Source organism: Salsuginibacillus kocurii DSM 18087, assembly GCF_000377705.1.
Taxonomy (GTDB): domain Bacteria; phylum Bacillota; class Bacilli; order Bacillales; family Marinococcaceae; genus Salsuginibacillus; species Salsuginibacillus kocurii.
In genome coordinates this window covers 18,609-38,788 of record NZ_KB898627.1, presented here as the reverse complement: position 1 = coordinate 38,788, position 20,180 = coordinate 18,609, and the positions used below count along the sequence as shown (strand labels likewise).

Annotated in this window: 22 protein-coding genes; 16 read left to right on the top strand and 6 right to left on the bottom strand. The window is 41.8% G+C overall.

All coding sequences use genetic code 11. The annotated features are described in order from the left end of the window. Positions 1-111: 111 nt before the first annotated feature. The 11 genes from D469_RS0110605 (at position 112) to D469_RS0110555 (ending at position 9,925) form a co-directional block, all read left to right on the top strand. Positions 112-489: a hypothetical protein gene (locus D469_RS0110605; RefSeq protein ID WP_018923369.1), complete on the top strand. Its 378-nt coding sequence runs from the start codon at positions 112-114 to the stop codon at positions 487-489. A 519-nt stretch (positions 490-1,008) separates the two neighbouring features. Further along, positions 1,009-2,163, top strand: coding sequence for a cysteine desulfurase family protein (locus D469_RS0110600; RefSeq protein ID WP_018923368.1), 1,155 nt, complete (start codon positions 1,009-1,011; stop codon positions 2,161-2,163). Continuing rightward, positions 2,160-3,365 carry a tRNA uracil 4-sulfurtransferase ThiI gene (gene thiI / locus D469_RS0110595; protein ID WP_018923367.1) on the top strand — a complete coding sequence of 402 codons (1,206 nt, stop codon included), beginning with the start codon at positions 2,160-2,162 and terminating at the stop codon, positions 3,363-3,365. The genes D469_RS0110600 and thiI overlap by 4 nt, the downstream gene beginning before the upstream one ends. A gap of 75 nt (positions 3,366-3,440) precedes the next feature. Beyond that, on the top strand, positions 3,441-5,036 hold the full coding sequence (locus D469_RS0110590) for an amidohydrolase (protein ID WP_018923366.1): 1,596 nt from the start codon (positions 3,441-3,443) through the stop codon (positions 5,034-5,036). Positions 5,037-5,087: 51 nt separating this feature from the next. After that, entirely contained in the window at positions 5,088-6,089 is a 1,002-nt protein-coding gene (gene sppA, locus D469_RS0110585; RefSeq protein WP_018923365.1) for a signal peptide peptidase SppA, read from the top strand. An 18-nt stretch (positions 6,090-6,107) separates the two neighbouring features. Further along, positions 6,108-6,617, top strand: a complete 510-nt coding sequence (locus D469_RS0110580; protein WP_018923364.1) for an RDD family protein — start codon at positions 6,108-6,110, stop codon at positions 6,615-6,617. A 148-nt stretch (positions 6,618-6,765) separates the two neighbouring features. Then, positions 6,766-7,446, top strand: coding sequence for a DUF2953 domain-containing protein (locus tag D469_RS0110575; RefSeq protein ID WP_018923363.1), 681 nt, complete (start codon positions 6,766-6,768; stop codon positions 7,444-7,446). After that, positions 7,439-7,891, top strand: coding sequence for a GerW family sporulation protein (ytfJ, locus tag D469_RS0110570; RefSeq protein ID WP_018923362.1), 453 nt, complete (start codon positions 7,439-7,441; stop codon positions 7,889-7,891). Before D469_RS0110575 ends, ytfJ begins: the two co-directional genes overlap by 8 nt. Before the next feature lie 137 nt (positions 7,892-8,028). Further along, positions 8,029-8,529 (top strand): thiol peroxidase, encoded by a 501-nt coding sequence (gene tpx / locus D469_RS0110565; protein ID WP_018923361.1) that lies wholly within the window; start codon positions 8,029-8,031, stop codon positions 8,527-8,529. Positions 8,530-8,755: 226 nt separating this feature from the next. Then, the gene (locus tag D469_RS0110560; RefSeq protein ID WP_018923360.1) at positions 8,756-9,190 is read left to right on the top strand and encodes a peptidylprolyl isomerase; all 435 of its coding nucleotides are present in this window, start codon (positions 8,756-8,758) and stop codon (positions 9,188-9,190) included. Between the two features lie 78 nt (positions 9,191-9,268). After that, positions 9,269-9,925 (top strand): hypothetical protein, encoded by a 657-nt coding sequence (locus tag D469_RS0110555; protein WP_018923359.1) that lies wholly within the window; start codon positions 9,269-9,271, stop codon positions 9,923-9,925. An 84-nt stretch (positions 9,926-10,009) separates the two neighbouring features. On the opposite strand, the gene D469_RS22775 is transcribed toward D469_RS0110555, so the two are convergent. The 4 genes from D469_RS22775 to ectA all read right to left on the bottom strand — a co-directional run bounded on the left by D469_RS22775 (position 10,010) and on the right by ectA (position 12,739). Further along, positions 10,010-10,219: a PLDc N-terminal domain-containing protein gene (locus D469_RS22775; RefSeq protein WP_018923358.1), complete on the bottom strand. Its 210-nt coding sequence runs from the start codon at positions 10,217-10,219 to the stop codon at positions 10,010-10,012. Positions 10,220-10,438: 219 nt separating this feature from the next. Next, positions 10,439-10,825, bottom strand: coding sequence for an ectoine synthase (locus tag D469_RS0110545; protein ID WP_018923357.1), 387 nt, complete (start codon positions 10,823-10,825; stop codon positions 10,439-10,441). A gap of 49 nt (positions 10,826-10,874) precedes the next feature. Beyond that, positions 10,875-12,158 carry a diaminobutyrate--2-oxoglutarate transaminase gene (ectB, locus tag D469_RS0110540; protein WP_018923356.1) on the bottom strand — a complete coding sequence of 428 codons (1,284 nt, stop codon included), beginning with the start codon at positions 12,156-12,158 and terminating at the stop codon, positions 10,875-10,877. 56 nt (positions 12,159-12,214) lie between these two features. Continuing rightward, on the bottom strand, positions 12,215-12,739 hold the full coding sequence (ectA, locus tag D469_RS0110535) for a diaminobutyrate acetyltransferase (protein WP_018923355.1): 525 nt from the start codon (positions 12,737-12,739) through the stop codon (positions 12,215-12,217). A 471-nt stretch (positions 12,740-13,210) separates the two neighbouring features. On the opposite strand from ectA, the gene D469_RS0110530 reads away from it, so the two are divergent. Both D469_RS0110530 and D469_RS0110525 read left to right on the top strand, forming a co-directional pair. Further along, the gene (locus D469_RS0110530) at positions 13,211-14,110 is read left to right on the top strand and encodes an AEC family transporter (RefSeq protein ID WP_018923354.1); all 900 of its coding nucleotides are present in this window, start codon (positions 13,211-13,213) and stop codon (positions 14,108-14,110) included. Positions 14,111-14,188: 78 nt separating this feature from the next. Continuing rightward, the gene (locus tag D469_RS0110525) at positions 14,189-15,598 is read left to right on the top strand and encodes a Glu/Leu/Phe/Val family dehydrogenase (protein WP_018923353.1); all 1,410 of its coding nucleotides are present in this window, start codon (positions 14,189-14,191) and stop codon (positions 15,596-15,598) included. Positions 15,599-15,954: 356 nt separating this feature from the next. On the opposite strand, the gene D469_RS0110520 is transcribed toward D469_RS0110525, so the two are convergent. After that, positions 15,955-16,860, bottom strand: coding sequence for a TIGR01777 family oxidoreductase (locus D469_RS0110520; RefSeq protein WP_018923352.1), 906 nt, complete (start codon positions 16,858-16,860; stop codon positions 15,955-15,957). A gap of 344 nt (positions 16,861-17,204) precedes the next feature. On the opposite strand from D469_RS0110520, the gene recX reads away from it, so the two are divergent. The 3 genes from recX to D469_RS0110505 all read left to right on the top strand — a co-directional run bounded on the left by recX (position 17,205) and on the right by D469_RS0110505 (position 19,016). Beyond that, entirely contained in the window at positions 17,205-18,020 is an 816-nt protein-coding gene (gene recX / locus D469_RS0110515; RefSeq protein ID WP_018923351.1) for a recombination regulator RecX, read from the top strand. Positions 18,021-18,317: 297 nt separating this feature from the next. Then, positions 18,318-18,626 (top strand): YfhH family protein, encoded by a 309-nt coding sequence (locus tag D469_RS0110510; RefSeq protein WP_018923350.1) that lies wholly within the window; start codon positions 18,318-18,320, stop codon positions 18,624-18,626. Between the two features lie 123 nt (positions 18,627-18,749). Further along, positions 18,750-19,016 (top strand): YfhJ family protein, encoded by a 267-nt coding sequence (locus D469_RS0110505; protein WP_018923349.1) that lies wholly within the window; start codon positions 18,750-18,752, stop codon positions 19,014-19,016. A gap of 2 nt (positions 19,017-19,018) precedes the next feature. On the opposite strand, the gene D469_RS0110500 is transcribed toward D469_RS0110505, so the two are convergent. Next, entirely contained in the window at positions 19,019-20,008 is a 990-nt protein-coding gene (locus D469_RS0110500) for a metal-dependent hydrolase (RefSeq protein ID WP_018923348.1), read from the bottom strand. Positions 20,009-20,180 lie beyond the last annotated feature (172 nt).

The following is a 20,180-nucleotide window of genomic DNA, read 5'->3' as shown; positions in this document are numbered from 1 at the left end:
TATAACGTCAGATGCTGTATAGTATAGGAAAATAGTTTTGCTTACTGTTCAAAATCTACGTCATTTGTGGTAGTATAGCCTTAACTAAAACAAAGGAAGTGAAGATCCGCCATGAAAGTAGGCTTTCTTAGTGTATCTATAGTAATGTTTATGGTCGTATGGGGCGGAGTCTTCCTGCTTGCTTCTCCTCTAGAGAATTCTCAGCCAAATGAAGAGTTAACTGAAGACGAGCGAAAAGCTTTAGCCGATGAATTGGATGATCATTATAATATAGCAGCTGATGATAGAGAAGATGAGCCGTCTGAAGGCGAGGAAGAACCAAGGGAAACAGCCTTTGCGGATGAAAAAGAAGATGAGGACGAGAAGGAAACATCCGATGAGACCAAGGATCAATCAGAAGATCGAACCATAACTAGTGATGAGGTTGAAGCTATATCTTCCGATGGTTCCCTGACAATTGATGAAGCACTTGAACTGCTTGAAGAATAATAAACGGTGATGTACTTGCCTCCCCTATGAGGGGGAGCGGGAAGGCCGGTTATATTTATTTATCCTTTTTTCTTGCGTAAACACGGAGTGTAGTATCTTCATGTTTACTAGAAGAAAGGATTTTTTATTATACGTATTGAAAAACCTAAGCTTCTCGTTGATAGTCCTCCGTACCGCCATTTCCACGGGAGAGCCTCCGCAGGTTAGCGCTCTGCGGGGTCTGCTAGCTTCCTGTCCCCCGGATATTCGCTGTGTTATCTTTGTCGCTGACGTCGTCAGGAAGCCACTGCACAAACAAATCTGGATTTTTTCTTTTCCTAGTGCTTCTGCTTGTAGGTACATTTGCACCTCTAGTGTTTTTTTACGATTGGTAAAGTAAGGTACAGAGGATCCTGTTAAGCTTCCTGGAGGTGTATGATTCTTTAGAGAGCAATGATAATATGATAAGATAAGTTGTTGCACATGATTAGTTATTTGCAAAATGAGCTCAATTGAGCAGGAAAAAGGAGTACGTTTTAAATGGTCTATTTAGACAATAGTGCTACCACGAAACCGTACCAACAAGTGGTAGAGACTTTTCAAGAGGCCGTAAATCAATATTATGCCAATCCATCCTCTTTACATCATTTAGGCAAAGAAGCAGAAGCATTGTTACACAAAGCTAGAACTGCAATTGGGGACTGGGTTGGGGCAGAAGCGAGTGAAATTATATTCACTTCTGGAGGAACAGAGGGCAATAATTTAGCGATTAAAGGAATTGCCATGCAATATGCCCAACGCGGTAAGCACCTTATCACTACCAAAGTGGAACACCCGTCGGTTAAAGAGCCGTTTGTCTTTCTTGAACAATTAGGGTTTGACGTAACATATTTACCTGTAGATGAAGAAGGGCGAGTTTCTTTGCAGGCAGTAAAGGAAGCTGTTCGTAAAGATACTATTTTAGTTTCCATTATGTCTGTCAATAATGAACTGGGTACACTACAGCCGATTGAGGAAATTGGAAACTATCTGAAATCAAGAACAACCACTCATTTTCATGTCGACCATGTTCAAGGGGTGGGTAAACGTAAAATTCCTACGAAAATAGATGGAGTGGACCTGTGTACAATTTCTGCTCATAAATTTCACGGGTTAAAAGGTACTGGATTATTGTATGTAAGAAAAGGTCTTGATCTAGCTCCCCTTCTACATGGTGGAGCACATGAACAGGGGTGGCGTTCGGGAACAGAAAACGTGGCAGGGGCAGTAGCGATGGCTAAGGCATTGCGTTTAACGCTCACGCAGGCAAAAGAGGATCCGTTGTATTTAGAACATTTAAAGCAACGATTACTAACTGAATTGCAGCTCATAGACGGTGTAGTTGTAAACACACCTGCAACAAACAGTGCCCCTCACATAGTAAACATCTCTATACCTGGGTTAAAACCCGAAGTACTCGTGCAATCATTAACGGACAATGGCATTCACGTTTCAACGAAGTCTGCTTGTTCTACAAAATTATTTGAGCCGAGTCCAGTACTAATGGCCGCAGGTTTAGGTGAAGAACTAGCCTCAAGTGCTATTCGAATTAGTTTATCATTTTTAAACAGGCCTGAAGAAATAGAGACTTTTATAGATACGTTGAAACAAAGCTTACGTGAATTACGCCAAGTGATGGGAGAGACAACGACATGAAACTAGACCACATTCTCGTACGTTATGGAGAGTTGGCATTAAAAGGAAAAAATCGCTCAGCTTTTGAAAATAAGCTGAAAGAAAATATTATTCATGCACTAAAAGGACATCCAACAGCTCGAACGAAGAAAACGTATGGAAGAATTTTAGTGGAAATTAACGAAGAAGACCCTGATGAACTCATAGCTAAATTGAAACATGTATTCGGTATCTCTTCGTTAAGTTTTGCGCTTAAAGTGCCAAATGATGTGGAAGAAATGAAAGCAGGGGCACTGCAGGCATTTCATGAAGCAGGCGGCAATCCGAAAACATTAAAAATTAAGGCCAGAAGAGCTTATAAACATTTCCCTATCGGTTCGGAGCAATTAGCTCCAGAAATTGGAGCTCACGTCTTACGTAATACTGAAGGGGTAGGCGTTGACCTTAAAAATCCTGATGTTTTAATTCAAGTAGAAGTTCGAGAACAAGGCACTTATATCAGTTATGGCAAAATTGAAGCTGTAGGAGGCCTGCCGTTAGGGACAAGCGGGAAAGTTCTTCTTATGCTTTCAGGAGGCATCGATAGTCCTGTAGCTGGCTATAAATTAATGCGGCGAGGCACAAAAGTGGAAGCGATCCACTTCCACACTCCGCCTTATACAAATGAGAGAGCGAGACAGAAAGTGGAAGACCTGACCCAAATTCTTGCAACCTATGGGGGTACCATCCGCCTTCATGTTGTTCCTTTCACTGAGATGCAAATAGCGATGAAAGAGCATATACCTTCCCAATACATGATGACTGTGATGCGAAGAATGATGATGCGGATCGCTGAACGAATTGCCGAGAGAGAGGACATTTTAGCGATTGGAAATGGAGAGAATCTAGGGCAAGTCGCTTCACAAACGTTAGAAAGCATGAATGCAATCAATGAAGTGACAACCTTGCCAATTTTAAGGCCGCTGCTCTCCGATGATAAACAAGAAGTAATTGATGTAGCGCACTCCATTGGCACGTATGAAACTTCCATCCTACCGCATGAGGATTGTTGTACGGTGTTTGCGCCTACTGATGCCAAAACTAAACCAAAACGTGAAAAAGTAAGCGCAATAGAGTCCTCTTTTCAGTTCTCTGATTTAGTGGAGGATGCTGTTACACGAACAGAGACTTTAGCGATTACAAGAGAGAATAAACGCGATCAAAAAATGGATGAATTACTGTAGTCGTCTTACTTTACAATTTAGCCAAAATCTTGATTGAATGAAGAAAAGAAGAACCGATGACGGGGGGAAGCAAGGATGGGTACTCTCTGGTATAACGGCAGAGTGAGGACGCTTCGGTCTGAGACAGATATGACTGAAGCTGTATTCACTCAGGATGGAGTGGTTCGATATGTTGGCAGTAAAGAAGAAATCTTAGACAAATATTATACTGAAATCAACCAAGAGATTAATTTAGAAAATAACGTGATGTACCCAGGATTTATTGACAGTCATTTACATATGATTGGTGTAGGAGAAGCAATGCTGCGGCTTGATTTATCGATGTTATTCTCTTCAGAACAAATCATAGCAAGCATAAAAAAGCAACATGATGAATTGTTACCAGAAGAATGGTTAATTGGTGAAGGATGGAATGAAAACCAATTGCCGGACCGAAAGATCTTTCATCGAAACGAATTGGATGAATTAGCTCCAGGACGCCCTGTCATGCTTACGCGTATCTGCCGCCATGCTGTTGTAGTTAATTCTCATGCTTTAGAATTAGCAGGGATTGATGAAAACACTCCGGACCCTCCAGGTGGGGTGATCGTAAGAGACGAAAACGGCATCGCCACGGGATATTTATTAGACACAGCCCAAGACTTGGTGAAGAAAGTAGTTCCAGAAGTTAGTGACCAGCTGCTGGATGAGGCGTTGAAAACTGCAGTTGATCATATGTTCGAAAAAGGATTAACGGGCGGCCATACGGAAGATCTGAGTTATTACGGGAGTTTTGAGCGTACATTTCAAACCTTTCAGCGCGTCATTGATGGAGAGTCCAGAAAATTCCGAGCTCATCTGTTGGTCCACCATGAAGTCCAGTCCGACTTCGAGGTTCAAGGCTGGACAAGCGGTGCTGTAGATTCATTTTTATCGTTTGGAGCGCTTAAGATTTTTGCTGACGGAGCGTTAGGGGGAAGAACAGCTCTCCTATCTGCTCCTTATAATGACTCTCCAGAGAATTCAGGCGTGGCGATTCATACTGAAACTCAGTTACAGGCACTTGTACAATCTGCCCGTGAAATGAATATGCCTGTAGCGATTCATGTAATTGGCGATCTTGCGCTTGAATATGCTCTGGATGCAATTGAAGCACACCCTCCCGCATCTGGTTTAAAGGACCGCTTAATTCATGTGGAGGTGCTGCGAGAAGATTTAATCCAAAGGTTACAACAGCTGCCAGTTGTCTGTGATATCCAGCCCCGTTTTTTAGCTTCTGATTTTCCGTGGGTTGAGGAAAGACTAGGGGGAACGCGGCTGCCTTTTGCTTTAGCATGGAAAACCTTGTTGAAAGAAGGGATTAGCTGCGCAGGCGGATCAGATGCCCCAATTGAACCGGTAGATCCCTTGCTCGGTCTTCATGCCGCTATTACTCGAAAAAAACCTGAGGAAGAGCACGAAGGCTATCAGCCGCAAGAGAAATTAACGCCATATGAAGCAGTTAAACTTTTCACGCAGGGTAGCGCTGAGGCAATGGGTGAAGAAAACACATACGGAAAAATAGCTCCAGGTTATGCCGCGGACTTTACCGTGTTAAACGTTGACTTGTTGACAGAGCCAGCTGATAACCTTTTAACAGCAAATGTTACACATACAATCGTAGATGAAACGATTATGTACGAAAAAGCGTAAGTAAATAGGATGCATTTTGTATTAAATTCAGATAATGAAGGAGGAGTTTTTGTGAATCGAAAACGTTGGCTGGCTTTGCTGCTTGCAGGCCTACTAATATTTGTGTCACTTGGTTTTCAAACGTTCGCATCGATCACTGCCGGTGCCCTTGGAGATGGATTTCAAACGGGAGATGACGAGATAAGTGAAAATCAAATTGGAGATGAGTCCGGGCCAGGAAAGATAGCAGTTTTAGAAATAAATGGTATGATCCAAGATACAGGGGAACTAGGTATGTTTTCTGGAGCGGGATACAATCATCGTGAGTTTTTGCGTTCCTTTGATCAAGCAATGGCTGATGACTCAGTTGATGGTATTGTGATCCGTGTTAATTCCCAGGGCGGTGGTGTAGTAGAAAGTGCAGAAATACATGATCGTGTGATTGAGTCACAGGAAGAACATGGAATTCCGGTACATGTATCCATGGGCAGCATGGCAGCATCTGGAGGTTACTACTTGGCAGCAGGGGCTGAGCAGATCACTGCACACGAAGGCACAATTACAGGCTCGATCGGCGTCATTATGCAGCACATTGATGCTTCAGGATTGGCTGAAGATCTGGGGATTGAGTTAGATTCGATTACGTCAGGGCCTTATAAGGACATAACAAATCCCACGGCTGATTTAGAAGATGACGAGCGTGATATTCTTCAATCCATGGTTGATGATTTGTACCAGGACTTTTTAGAGGTGGTTATGGAAGGGCGCGATTTTAGTGAAAATGAAGTTGGCGATGTAGCTGATGGCCGTATTTTTAGTGGAAATCAAGCGTTAGAAAATGGTTTGGTTGATAATCTAGGGACTTTAGAAGACACCTTAGATAATATGAGAGAAGAGCTAGACATTCCAAATGCCCGGGCGGTTGAATACGAACAGCATATTGGTTTTAATACATTGTTTCAGTTAGGGGCCCAGCAGTTAATCGGTGACGATTTGACAGTACTAGCTGTCCAAGAATTATTAGGGGACCATGGTGCTAACAGACCGATGTATTTATATCAGGAAGGTTCTTAAGGAAGGGGGAATAAGGGAATGGATATGACTATAGATGAACGCCACACTTCCTCTGCCGCTTCTAGTGAGGAGCAAACGCCCCCGCCCCGAGATGGAGAAGTAGTATGGCAGCGCAGTGCAGGGTTTTGGATGCGATTTTGGGCTTACTTGTTAGATCTTGCCATTGTAGCCAGTATAAATGGATTGTTAATCTCTCCTATTTTCTTGTTTACTGAGATCAACCTTTCTTTATTTGGTATCTTAAGTTTGCAAGGGATCTTAACGTCATTAACAGCTTATATATATTTTGTTCTCATGACAAAGTTTACTACCCAGACTCTTGGGAAAATGGTATTTGGGCTCCGAGTTGCTACATTAACGGGTGAGCCATTAACATGGTCGGATATTATGTTTCGCGAAGTTGTTGGTCGCTTTATTCACCGCTCACTTATTATTACCAATGTGCTTTACATTGTGGTAGCTTTTCATCCCAAGAAACAAGGAATCCATGATTTGTTTGCGGACACGCAAGTTGTACACGTAGAGTAAATAAATCTGTTTCAAACGCTTCGTCTCTTTTAGTAAAGAGGCGAAGTTTTTTTGTTGTTACTCCCATTAAAAGAATTAATGCTGGTAAATGATGTATAAGTATACGTGAAGGTGGGAAAGTTAGAAAAAAAGCGGAGCGTTGTGAGTTATGATATGGATTTTTATAGGAATAACATTACTATTAATGGTGGTTGCTTTAGGTATATTACTTACCACGGTATACTTTCATGTAAATTATGAACATCAGTCAGATGACGATCAATTAACGATACGTGTTTGGCTATGGAAAGGGCGCATTGAAAAAAAATGGGAAGTGCCTTTAATTGCGATCAATGAAGAGGGCGCTTTAATTTTCAAAAATCGTGAATTATCAAAACAAGGCATGGATGAATCATATGAAGAAGAGACTATTTCGGATCTTATTCAGCAATTAAAAATGGCAAATATCATTGTTCAAGAAGTGCCAAAGCTGCAAAAGAACATAAGAAGAATGTTAAAAACTATCCAGGTTACTTCTTTTAAATGGATCAGTGAAGTAGGCACGCCAGATGCTCCGCTTTCTGCTAAAATAGTTGGTTCTCTCTGGGCGGTTAAGGGATCGAGTATTGGTTTAATGTCGTGGCTTTCGACGTTAACGTGCCATCCTCACCTTCATATTTCTCCCATTTACGACAGGTGGCATACTCAATCGACATTGGCATGTATGGGAAATGTGAAGGTTGGAAAAACTGTATGGGTAGCAATCCCTTTGGTCCGACATTTGCGAGCTGTTGTTAAAGCTCTTCAGCAAATAAGAGAAATGCAAAAAAGGAGGACAAACAATGAGTGATCATCCGATTCAAGGTCTAATGAAAACAGCTATGGAAAATGTGAAAGAAATGGTTGATGTAAACACGATCATTGGCGACCCTGTAGAAACGCCGGATGGAAGTGTAATTATTCCTGTTTCAAAGGTAGGATTTGGATTTGCAGCTGGTGGTAGTGAATTTGTCGTAGCAAGGACTAGAGAAGGGCAAGACCACCCATTTGGCGGAGGAAGCGGTGGAGGAGTTTCCATTACTCCAATTGCATTTTTAATCGTAAACAGCAAAGGCGTAAGAACTGTCCACCTTGATAATACGACTCATCTTTATGAAAAGTTGGTAGAGTTTACTCCCCAAGTTGTTGAAAAAATACAGAACATGATTGAGCGAAAAGGTAAAAGTCACCCAACCCCCCCAAGTCCGCCAGCTTCTAACGGGCCGCAGGGACCACTGGGAGAACCGCCAGTTTGATGTTTGAAACCTGGCTAAACAGGGTACTACACATTAATGTGTATGTATCCTTTTTTGTTTTTTTGCGTAATGGTTGCAATTTGCTTTCATATTCCGCAAGATAGTATATGTACATATACCTTTTAGGAGGGATTAGAGTGGCTAATGTAACATTTAAAGGCAAGCCTATGACTTTAATTGGAGATGAAGTGAAAGCAGGGGATAAAGCTCCTGATTTCAACGTATTAAACACTGGTCTAGAGGAAAAGACCCTACAAGATTATAAAGGCAAGACAGTATTAATCAGTGTTGTCCCATCCATTGACACAGGCGTATGTGATGCCCAGACGAAACGTTTCAATGAAGAAGCTGCAGCGCTTGATAATGTAGAAGTACTGACCATTAGCGCAGATCTGCCATTTGCGCAAAAGCGCTGGTGCGCTGCCGAAGGCATTGACAATGTCACTACACTTTCAGACCATAAAGACCTTTCATTTGGCACAGCTTATGGAGTAGTAATGGAAGAATTGCGCCTTCTTGCTCGTTCAGTCTTTGTGGTTAACAGTAATGGTGAAGTCACTTATACAGAGTATGTGCCTGAAGCAACGGAGCATCCTGATTATGAGGCAGCGATTAAAGCTGCAAAAGAAGCAGAATAACGAAGCTTTTCCGCCCTGTCTTCAACCCCTGAGGGCTCTCCCCGGGGTAAAGGCAGGGCTTTTTGCTTTTGGCTTGTCAGTAGCAATTATCTTTTTATTAAATTTCTAACTATCTGGTGAACGTTTTGTATGGTACGTGCAAATCCAGGAAATGATGCGTATAATAGCCTTTGTAAAAATGTAAGCTTATGCTGGACATATAGAAAATATGCAGGAGGTCTTGTACATGAAAAAAGGAACAATAACATTGGAAAATGGTTCAGAAATACAGATTGAATTCTTTCCAGAGGATGCTCCGGTAACTGTAAAGAATTTTGAGAAGCTAGCGAATGAAGGCTTCTATAATGGCTTAACTTTCCATCGTGTTATTCCTGGTTTTGTCGCACAAGGAGGCTGCCCGCTTGGAAATGGTACAGGTGGAAGTGGAGAAACGATCCCTTGTGAAACAGATCAGAATCCGCACAAACATGAAGCGGGCTCACTTTCCATGGCCCATGCTGGCCGTGATACCGGTTCTAGTCAATTTTTTATAGCTCATGAAGCTCAGCCTCATCTCGATGGCGTCCATACAGTGTTTGGAAAAGTAACTACCGGTCTTGAAGACGTGTTAGCTATCAAGCCGGGCGACAAAATGGAAAAAGTAACTTTGTGGGACGAATAAGGTAGATTAGTCACACCGTTAATGACATGGAGAAAGGTAGGTCATTAACGGTGGCTCAGATAGAAAGGAGATGCCCTGATGGCAGTGCTGGCATTCGCTGCATTTGTCATAGCCGGTGTCTTTGCTGTATTTAGCATATTTTACACACTGGTGACTTGGCCAAGGCGAAAAGAATTAGAAAACCGTCCTGTCAAATTAGCTAGTATTGCCTTTGCTGCTTCCCTTGGTTTTCTATTGCTTTTTCTAATTATGGCAGACCCAATGGAAGGACCTGAACAGCTTGTGTCTGAAGACATGCCAGACCATATTGAAGAGCCAACAGAGGAAATAGAGTGGCTGGTGCAAGAAGAGCTGGGAGTTACTACTTCAGAAGGTCATGAGGTGCTGCAAGACTTAGAGGTAAGAACCGATGACTACGGTGAACAACATGTACATCTTTTGTTAACAGCAAGTGACAATGTTACTACTGATTTGATTAAGTCGAGTACAATGACAACAAGCGCACGCTTATTAGCTCAATTTCAATCACTCAATGAATTTGATGCGTATACGTTGGAGTGGGAGTTTTTTGTAGAACCGGATCAAGGGGAAACCTATTATGACGAACTATTCACTTTAACCATGACAGAGGAAACACTAGCTTCCATTGATTGGGACGTGGTGGAACCAGAACGACTGGCTGATAAAGCTGATGCTTATACTCAACATGAGGAACTAGAAGCAAACAATGAGTGAGGGCGAAAGAGTTCATCTCTTTTCCGCGCTCATTTTTTTTGGCCAATAGTGCGGAAAAGAGGACCTGCATAGTAACAACTACTCTTATTTATTTCGGATTAAGAGGTAAATAATAAGTCCAAGAATGGGAAAGAACAAGGTGCCAAGCAGGATCAGCAATGCATATTCTTTACTGTTTCCTCGCCTAATCGAGTCTTTATATGCCCATATGCTGGTAATAATATTTAAAATAAAAAGAAGCAAGAATATCAAAAGCGGCATTAAAAAAAGAGTGGCCATCCCAAATTCCAACATCGTAACAAATCCTTTCCTTACTTAGGGAGTCAAGTAGCTCGAGTAAGTAAACAATTAAGTTTTTATTCTTTTAGCATATAAAAAGCTTCTCGTAAGTTCAATATAAAATAAAGTGCATTTTTCGTTATAGGTAAAAGATCCGCCAAGTTAACAATCATGCAAAAAGAGACCCTTTTCACCTTTGTGAGAAGGGTCTCTTAATAAGTGACTCCGATTTATTTAGTCGACATCTACAGGATAAACACCGTTTTCATCGTGAACTTCCCGACCGCTGATCGGTGGGTTAAAGACACAAACCATGCGCATGTCTGTTTTAGCGCGCAGTAAATGTTCGTCATGTTGGTCCAGTGAATACAGCATATCTGCTTTAATAGGGTGAACTTTGTTATCAGCGAGTGTTTCAACTTCGCCTTCTCCTTCAATGCAGTATACGGCTTCTAGATGGTTCTGGTACCAAATATGAGTTTCAGTACCTGCTCGAATGATGGTATCGTGTACAGAATAGCCCATGCCGTCTTTTTTAAGAAGTAAGCGACGGCTCACCCAATTGCCATTATCCACTTCTTGATCTGTGCCAACAATATCGTTAAGATCTACGACTTTCATAGTTAAGCCTCCAGTAGTTGTTAGATGGATTTACATTATTTAGACTGAATTAAGAAGTTACAAGGTTGCTGTTATGAACAGTATCTTTAATAGCCTCATGCAATCGGTCTAGGCCGTCTTGCAGGCCAGCATCATCAATAGTAATTGGTGGGAAGAGTTTGAAGACTTCATCTTCTGCACCGGCCGTTTCCATGATGAGCCCATGCTTAAAGGCATTCTCTGCTACGTTCTCAGCCAGTCCTTCAACATCACAGAAAATACCTTGCATGAAACCACGTCCACGTAATGAACCTTTAAGTTCAGGATATTTTTCAATCATTTCCTGTAAAAAGTTCGTGATTTTTGTTGATTTTTCTTGTACACTTTTCTCGAGAGTGTTATCCTTCCAATGCTCTAAAGCAGCTGTTGCTGTTACAAACGCCGGGTTATTTCCCCGGAATGTACCATTATGCTCCCCAGGTGCAAAAATATCATACTTAGGAGCAATAAGAGTAAGAGCAAGCGGCAAGCCATATCCGCCAATAGATTTGGATAAGCAGATAATGTCTGGTTGGATACCGGCCGGCTCAAAACTGAAGAATGTACCTGTGCGGCCTACGCCTGCTTGAACATCGTCAATAATGAGCAGGATATCGCGCTCACGACAAATCTTTTCAATGCCTTGTAACCATTCGTTACTAGCAGCATTTAATCCGCCTTCACCCTGCACGGTTTCTAAAATGACCGCTGCCGGGAGATCAACGCCACTGCCATTGTCATCGAGGAATTGCTCAACATATTCTAGTTGTTGCCCAGTGTCACCGAAGTACTTATCATATGGCATGGTTACAGTGTGATTTAATGGAATGCCGGCCCCTTTTCGCTTGAAGGCATTACCGGTTACTGAAAGAGCACCGATTGTCATCCCGTGGAAGCCATTCGTGAAACTGATGACGTTTTGGCGTCCGGTTGCCTTGCGGGCAAGCTTTAACGCACTTTCTACTGTGTTAGTCCCCGTAGGTCCTGGGAACATGATTTTATAATCCATGTCACGAGGTTCTAAAATGACATCTTGAAAAGTCTCGAGGAATTCTCCTTTTGCTTTGGAAGCCATATCTAAGGAATGAGTAATTCCATCTTGTGTAATGTATTCCACAAGCTTTTCCTGCATTTTTGAATCATTGTGTCCATAATTCAGGGCGCCGGCTCCAGAAAAGAAGTCTACATACTCTTTATTATCCATATCCCAGAGTTTGTGCCCTTTTGCTTTATCAAATACAGTAGGAAAGCCACGGCAATAGCTGCGAACTTCAGATTCACGCGTTTCAAAAATGCTCATGTCATTACGATTCATATCGTTTATTGACTCCTTTAATTATTAGTAATGGTTTTAAACGTTACTTCAACAACTTATCTACGGAGAGGTCCAATCCGGAAGTTTAACTCTTCTTCATGGCCTTCACCAGGGAAAAGCTCTTCCCCAAAGCATTCCGACACCCGGCATTTGGTGCGGTGCTTTTTTGCCACCCCTCTAAACAAATTCTGAGAAGGATCATTTGACGGTGTTACGGTTGCTTCTAAGAATTTCACATCTTCACACGCTTCTCTGTTAAGTAAAACATCCAAGATGCGAGAAGCAAGCCCTTTTCCTCGTTGGGAACTGTCTACACCAATTTGCCAAACAAATACTGTGTCTGGTTTCTCTGGTGGGATAAATGCTGTCACAAATCCGACCACTTTGCCCTCTTCTTTTGCCACCACACAAGTTTCGGCGAAATATTCGCACATCATAATGTACTTGTAGGAAGAATTAAGATCGAGCCCTCCAGATTTTACGAGCTCCCACATTTGAGCTCCATCTTCAACGGTCGGCTTTTCGAACGTCAACGTCTCAACTTTTACCTCAGGAGTTAACGTTGCCGTATTTGCATTCATGTTTTTACCACCTTTGTTTTAATTAATTGCCACTAATTTAGGTACCACGTGCAAAGTAACTCAAAACCCCAAAATTAGCGGGTTAAATGCAATCACATTTTTATCATACGGTTGTCACTAGAAAAGTTCAAATGGCTTTGTTTGCGATTAATTCCGGTTAATTTCTATGAAGTGGCATTGAGTGTGGCTGAGCATACACGCTGTGCTTAATGCTTGCATATCTTACAGATTCCATCAGATTTGAAACATTTGCCGCTCTTTTTCGAATTGTCAGAAATCCTATCATCCCTATTGTGACAGGGGATGATAGGAGGAGATGCATAGAGAAATAAAGAGATTTTAAAAGGGTATTGCAAATGTACTAAATCTAAGCACTGTTTATTTAACTGGTCGTTTCCGCTCTATACACCTTTTACATTTCGTGGCATTATGAAGGTTGCGTCTGCCTTTGACGTCAAAGGGGGTTACTTTATGGAGATATTTTTAGAGGTCATGGTCCCTGTTCTGCTTGTGTTTGTAACAGGATACATATTACAAAAACGCAAAATGCTTGATATTAAACCGGTGTCGACAGTAGCGCTCTATGTAATGACACCTGCGCTTGTATTTGATACGTTTTATGACACTACAATTGATATTCAGTATATGTATATGCTTATTTTTTCTGCCATTTTATTAGCTGTGCTCATTGTGATTAATAAGGTGTACGCAATGATACGCAAATTTTCTCAAGATACAGAAAGCGGACTGATTTTATCAACTGCATTTATGAATGCAGGTAATTTCGGCGCGCCCTTGATTTTATTTGCCTATGGGGAAGAAGGGTTTGCATATGCCGTTTCATTTATGGTTATTCAATCAGTAATAATGAATGTGTTTGGCGTTTATTATGCCGCAAGAGGGGGCAGCGGTATCCGTCAAGCATTAAAAACAGTGCTTATGATGCCTGTTACCTGGGCAGTTGTCGCGGCAATGCTTGTCATTGGTTTTAATATTACCGTGCCTGCACCTCTTTTGCTTACTACTGGCATTATTGGAGAAGCAGCTATTCCAACAGTTATGATTATTTTGGGTATGCAGTTAGCCTTAATCCCATGGCGGAGCTTTGAATGGGAATTAGTTACTTTTAGTACATTGGTACGTCTGTTTATTTCCCCGCTTCTTGCGTTCGGAATTACTTTATTGATGCCTATGGACCCCATGCTGGCAAATGTGTTGATTGTTTCTGCAGCTATGCCGTCGGCAGCGACAATCGTTATGTATTCTGTTCAATTTGAGGCGCGGCCAGAGCTTGTCTCTAGTGTTACTTTGATTACTACGGTAATAAGTGTGGTCACGATAACGATGCTATTATTTTTACTAGGTAGTTAAATTGGATGATTGAAGGAGCCACGAACAGGGTAATTCATCTAGGGGAACGAAAGAAGGATGAAATAAGGAGGTCTTCATATGGATAAAGGGAGGACACAGGAGCTGATCCAGGAAGTAATAGACAGTCTGCTCACTGATAACTCTTTTTTAAACATGAAAGATCAACCAAAACGAGAAGAAATTGTTCAATCGGCCGGAGAAATATTAAAGACTACTGATAAAATTATAAAGAGCTACATACGCGTTTCCAGGGAAAATGGAGGCATTGAAAGAATTCCGGCCTTCAGAGTACAACACAATAACATTAGCGGGTTCTATAAAGGCGGGATCCGCTTTAGCGAGAACGTTTCCGAAGAAGAAGTGGAAAACATGGCGATCTTAATGACCTTGAAGAATGCTTTGCATGGTTTGCCATTCGGAGGGGCTAAAGGCGGAGTTTTTGTCAGCCCCAGAAAGTACTCAGAAAGAGAATTAAATTTAATTAGTAAAAAATATGTGCAGCGATTCACGCCAGAGATTGGTCCTACTTACGATATTCCAGCTCCTGACATGGGCACGGATGAACGAATAATGGATTGGATGGTAGGCGAATATAAAACAATCCATCCAGGTCAGTCTTATAGCGGGGCCTTTACTGGAAAAAGTGAGGAAATGGGTGGAGCCAAAGGCCGAAGGGAATCTACGGGCATTGGCACGTTTTTAAGTTATACGTATTTGTTAACTGAATGGCTTAAAGCTTATACAAATGGTGAACGCGATTTAAATAGCAAACGAAGCAGCCAATTGGAGACAATCCAACGTTTACGAGATAAACATGCTAGTTCTGAAGCGATCAAAGTTAACGTGCAAGGGTTCGGGAATGTAGGAAGCGTAGCTGCGCTTGAAGCGTACTGGGATGAAAATGTTAAACACGAAGTTCTTGCTGTTTCAGATCAATTCGTTACGTTGTATCATCCAGAAGGCTTGAACATTGAAAAGCTTAACCAGTATGCCCGAGAATCGCATGAATTGCCAAAGACCGAAGCAGAATTGGCTGTAGCTGACGTGGAGGCGGAAATATTAGATGCTAAAGCGGTATTAACAATGGAGACTGATGTTCTTGTTTTAGCAGCAATTGAAGATCAGATCACTGAAGAAAACATGAAAGCTGTAAAAGCCGATGTATTAGTGGAAGGAGCTAATGCCCCTATAAATGTTGCAGCTGACCGTTATATGCAAAAAGAGGGCAAGATGATTATTCCGGATATATTGGCTAACGCTGGCGGCGTTCACGTTTCGTACCTAGAGTGGAAGCAGAGCAGGGTGACAGAGGTTTATGATAAGGATAAAGTGTTAGAGGAAATGGCTGCACAGATGCGTTCTGCCTTTCAAAAAGTGTATGATGAATATTTTTATGGGTTAGGAGGTCACACTGTCCGCTTCATTTGTTATAAACAAGCAATTGAACGATTGGTCACCCTCATGTACCGGCACGGAAAGCTGTATTAAAGACAGCTGAAGGAGGAAGTGTATTTATAGATTTTAAATGAAAAAGCTTCTATGAAAAGTATTAAAGAAGCTCATGGATATCTAATCCGTTATTTCCTCTTATACATTTAACACTTCCAAGGAGCATAACAGACACTTATTCCACTAAATAAGCCGTGCATTAGGTTTTTCAGTTTGAGGCTAAATAGCGGACCTTATGGCCGGAACAGGCAACAAAATTCGATTTGTATAGAATGTACATCATGTCCGTTAAGGGAAATTAAACCAGCCCCGTTTCTTGTGGCTGGTTTTTATTGACTGGGTAGATGAGAATTTTAATGATTGCTTAGCTCTGTTTTGGCAACCAGTGACAAGTCCTAAATCAACAAATCTTGAAGCGCTGGGCGAAGTTCAGGGTACTGGAAGGTGAACCCCCAAGCTTCGGCACGAGTAGGAAGAACTTTCTGGCCTTCTAACACGAGCACGCTCATTTCGCCTAATGCGGTTTTTACCACAAAAGCTGGAGCCGGCAAAAAATGAGGACGGTTCATGACCTCTGCCAGAGTTTTTCCAAATTCATTCATACGCGTAGGTTCTGGTGCTGTTACGTTCATGGCACCATCTGCTTTTTCGTGCTGAATGGAATAAATTAGCATTTCCACTGCGTCATCCAAGTGGACCCATGAATACCACTGTCTTCCGTCACCAAGAGGTCCTCCTGCGAAAAAACGATATGGCGTAATCATTTGCGGTAAAGCGCCTCCATCTCTTCCTAGAATAAGACCGAAACGCGCTAATACTACTCGAACATTATCGAGCTCGCGAGCTGCCTCTGCTTCTTCTTCCCATCTTTTACATACATACTGCAAGAAATTTTCATGGACTGGAGGGCTGTCTTCTGTAAAAATAGCAGTTTTGGAAATGCCATAATAGCCCATGGCTGAAGCATTAATGAGAACCTCAGGTGCAGGCTGAAGAACCTTCATTAAACGTACAATCTCACGGGTAGCTTCTATGCGACTTTGTAAAATGGCTTCCTTGTGCTTCGCGGTCCATCGTTCATTAATTGAGGCCCCGGCCAGGTTGATAACTGCATCGACATTATGCAAAGCTTCCTCTGGCTTTGTGTTTGCCCCTAACCATTCAACGTGTTGTACATGGGTAGTGTCTGTCTTCGTTGAGGTGTCTCTTGTGAGTATTGAAATAAAATGGCCGTGAGCGGCTAAGGTTTCTACAAGCCTTGAGCCCAAAAAACCAGTGCCCCCAGATATGACAACATGCATGCCGTTCTCTCCTTTCAAGCTCTATGTGTTTTTGTGCACGTTATAATGATGATAAGTAGGCTATCAACCATACTTATACCTCATCTTCAATTGCTATGTTTCTTTAAAGGCCCGATGTAAAATAAATGTTACTTTTCTTTAACGGAAAAATCTACTTAGCAGTCTCCTCAGCGGTTAAGAGGAGTGCTGCGCAGCTATTAAACGCCTTCACTTTTCTTTTACCCGGTGAGGGCTGGGGTTAATCTGAAAGCGTATGAGTGATTTGGTTTTTTGTTGCATGAAAGGCATTCTAGCCTTAAAGTGACACTATATAAGGTGAGTATAAAACGGAGGCCCGGGATTTTATGATAATTACTCGTATTACTACCCAAAAAAATAATGCTGATAGGTATAATATTTATATTAATGACGGAAACGGTGAGCGCTTTGGCTTTGGATTAGATGAGGATGTTTTAGTCAAACACCAGATCCGAAAAGGCATGGAGATTACTGCCTTTGAGGTAGAGAATCTGCAGCAAGACGATTATAAAAGACGAGCTCTAAATGATGCCTTGCAAACAATAAGTTATAAAATGCGTTCAGCCTATGAAGTGAAGCAAAAATTAGCAGCGAAAGAATATCCTGAAGAAGTGATAGAGGAAGCTGTCAACAAAGTAAAAGAATATGGCTATATTAACGATGTAGAGTTTGCCAAAGCCTACGTGCGGACAAAAAAAAGAACGACTGATCACGGCCCGGTAAGAATTCAAGATGATTTACTCCAAAAAGGAGTTTCACAAGCAATAATCGATGAGGCTTTGGTTCAATTTTCGATTGAAGAGCAGTATGAAACAATCAATAAGATCGTGCAAAAACGAAACGGCAAACGTCAAAAAGATTCGTTTAAAGTGTGGAAAAAAAAGACCATTGATGCGTTAACCCGTAAAGGTTTTCCACTTTCATTATCAAATGAAGTACTGCATGAAATTGAGGAAGTAGAAGCGGATCACGTAAAAGAACAAGAACTTGAGGCTCTAAAGCTAGAAGCTGAGAAACGGTTACCCAAGTTAGAACGAAAATACACCACAAATGAAGTCGAGCTTAAATTGAAAGAGCAATTATACCGGAAAGGTTACCCTCTTGGTGCGATTGAGCAAATCTTACGACGTTTAAAGGAATAAGCTCATGTTCAAGTTTTTCTGCTAGCAAGAAGAGAGACGAGAGCCCTCTTGTCCCCTCTTATTTACAGGCAGCAGCTTGGGCTTCACTTCGTTTGACCTTACCGTGTCTTCTTGATCGGCCAACACTTGTACCCTCTAGGGAAACCCACCCTGCTGGATCTTTAGCTGCTGGCGTCGTAGCACTTGCTTTTGTTAGGTTTTGTTTTACCAACCCCGGTTGCTAAAACAGCCTTTTTTTTAACGATAGTATAGGGATAAGTTATAATAAAGAAAATAATACATTTTGGGGGAAGTACTGTGGAAAAAAGATACAGCCAAATGAACGAGCAAGAATTACAAACTGAGATTGCAGAGCTCAATGAAAAAGCAAAAAAAGCGGAAGCGATGGGAATGATTAATGAATTCTCCGTATATGAACGTAAAAAAACGATGGCACAAGCTTACCTATTAAATCCAGCAGACTTTAAACCGGGAACGACTTACAATGTGATAGGGGAAGGCTCCACTTTTCTCATTTCTTATTTGAATGGCACATTTGCTTGGGGCTACCGTGATTCCGCTGAAGAGTTGGAAGCTCTCCCTATCTCATTGCTCGCAGAAAAGTGATAGGATTCTAGCAAGGCTTTACTAAGAAAGATGGTTTTAACGCTTTACGGTGATGTTGGTAGAAGATTCACCATCTCTGTCCACATGAAAAAAGTATGTATTAAGCATCCAGGAGGTGTTTTCATGCAAGAACGAATAGCTACTTTAACAGAAGTGCTGTTAAGTAGAAATGATCAGCTTTCAGCTAGTCAGGCAAGGACTTGGGTAGAGTGTATGTGGGAAGATGTAGAAAGTGTGCGAGCCCGGGCAGGAAGGTCTTATCAAGGACCGGAAATGGCAGAGCGCTATGTCCGTCTATGGGTAGAACAATATGGGCCTTATCTTCATAAATACGAAGCGACAAACCAAAAGTTTTCACTCTTACATCAAGGTTCGTCGCTTCGTGATTAATATTAGCTATGCTTTTTTTTAGATTGTACTAAACGTTTCTCGAGAGTTTCATCGCTGTAAATCCAACCCGTATAGGAAGACTGAATTTCCAACTCGTCAGATAATCGTACCACTGCTATAAATGGATAGTATCCTTTGCTTCGATATCTTAAGTCGGTAAACCGTACTTCCACTCCTGAGTCTAACTCTCGTTTGCTCCAGCGATAGGTTGGAGAGAAAGATAAAAAAGCGGCTAGATTGTCGTCTTCTTTAGCCTTTTTGACGGCAGGATCATCAGGGATAGGCTCAAAAGGATAACTTTCAAAATATTTGATTGCTCCGTTCCTTGATTCGGCAACGTGCAGTCTTTCTCGTGTACGAATCACAAGATGCCAAAGTGACCATCTAAATGTAGGAGAAATAAAAACATGCGTTGCATTGGGATGGAGCCTTTTGGCGTGACGTACTACGCGGTTTCGGGCCCGGTATCTAAAGATATAATAAATGATCAGGAGCAAATATAGAATTAAAAAGGTCCAACCGGGGTCCGCCCCATAACGCCAAAAGATAAAACCAGCGATATGACTTAAAAAAATAAGCGGGTCAAAGATATTAATAACCCCAAGAGCAACCCAGCGCTTGTTAAACGGTGAGATGGCTTGAGTGCCGTAAGCGTTAAAAATGTCTACAAATACATGAAGGAAGACAGCTAGAAATGTCCACATCCATAAATGCAGCAAATTAGCTTCTGGTACAATTGTATAGAGAGCGAGGCTGAGTATAATCGGCCAAGCAAGCACTGCAGGTATGGAGTGGGTAGGGCCCCGATGGTAGCGAATATAAATCGCATTGTTTTTTAATTTAAGTATGGTATCAAAATCTGGAGCTTGGGAGCCTATGATGGTTGCTATCATAACAGTTTGCAACATAACAGGATCCTGGCCGACTACGGGATCGAGGGTTGCAAGCCCGCCAAGGCCTACGCCCATTACAGCGTGAGTTGCTGAATCCATCGATAGCTCCCTCCTTTTTAGAATTGATTGTAGATATGAGAGCGAATTGGGGACGCATTCAATTAGCTGCTGCGTGCTAGGAAATCAGCAAATAGTCATAGATAAGTGGAGTTTCTCTTTCTTTGGATTGTCACTTACATGCCATTAGCTTCTCCCTAGAGGCCGTACTCCA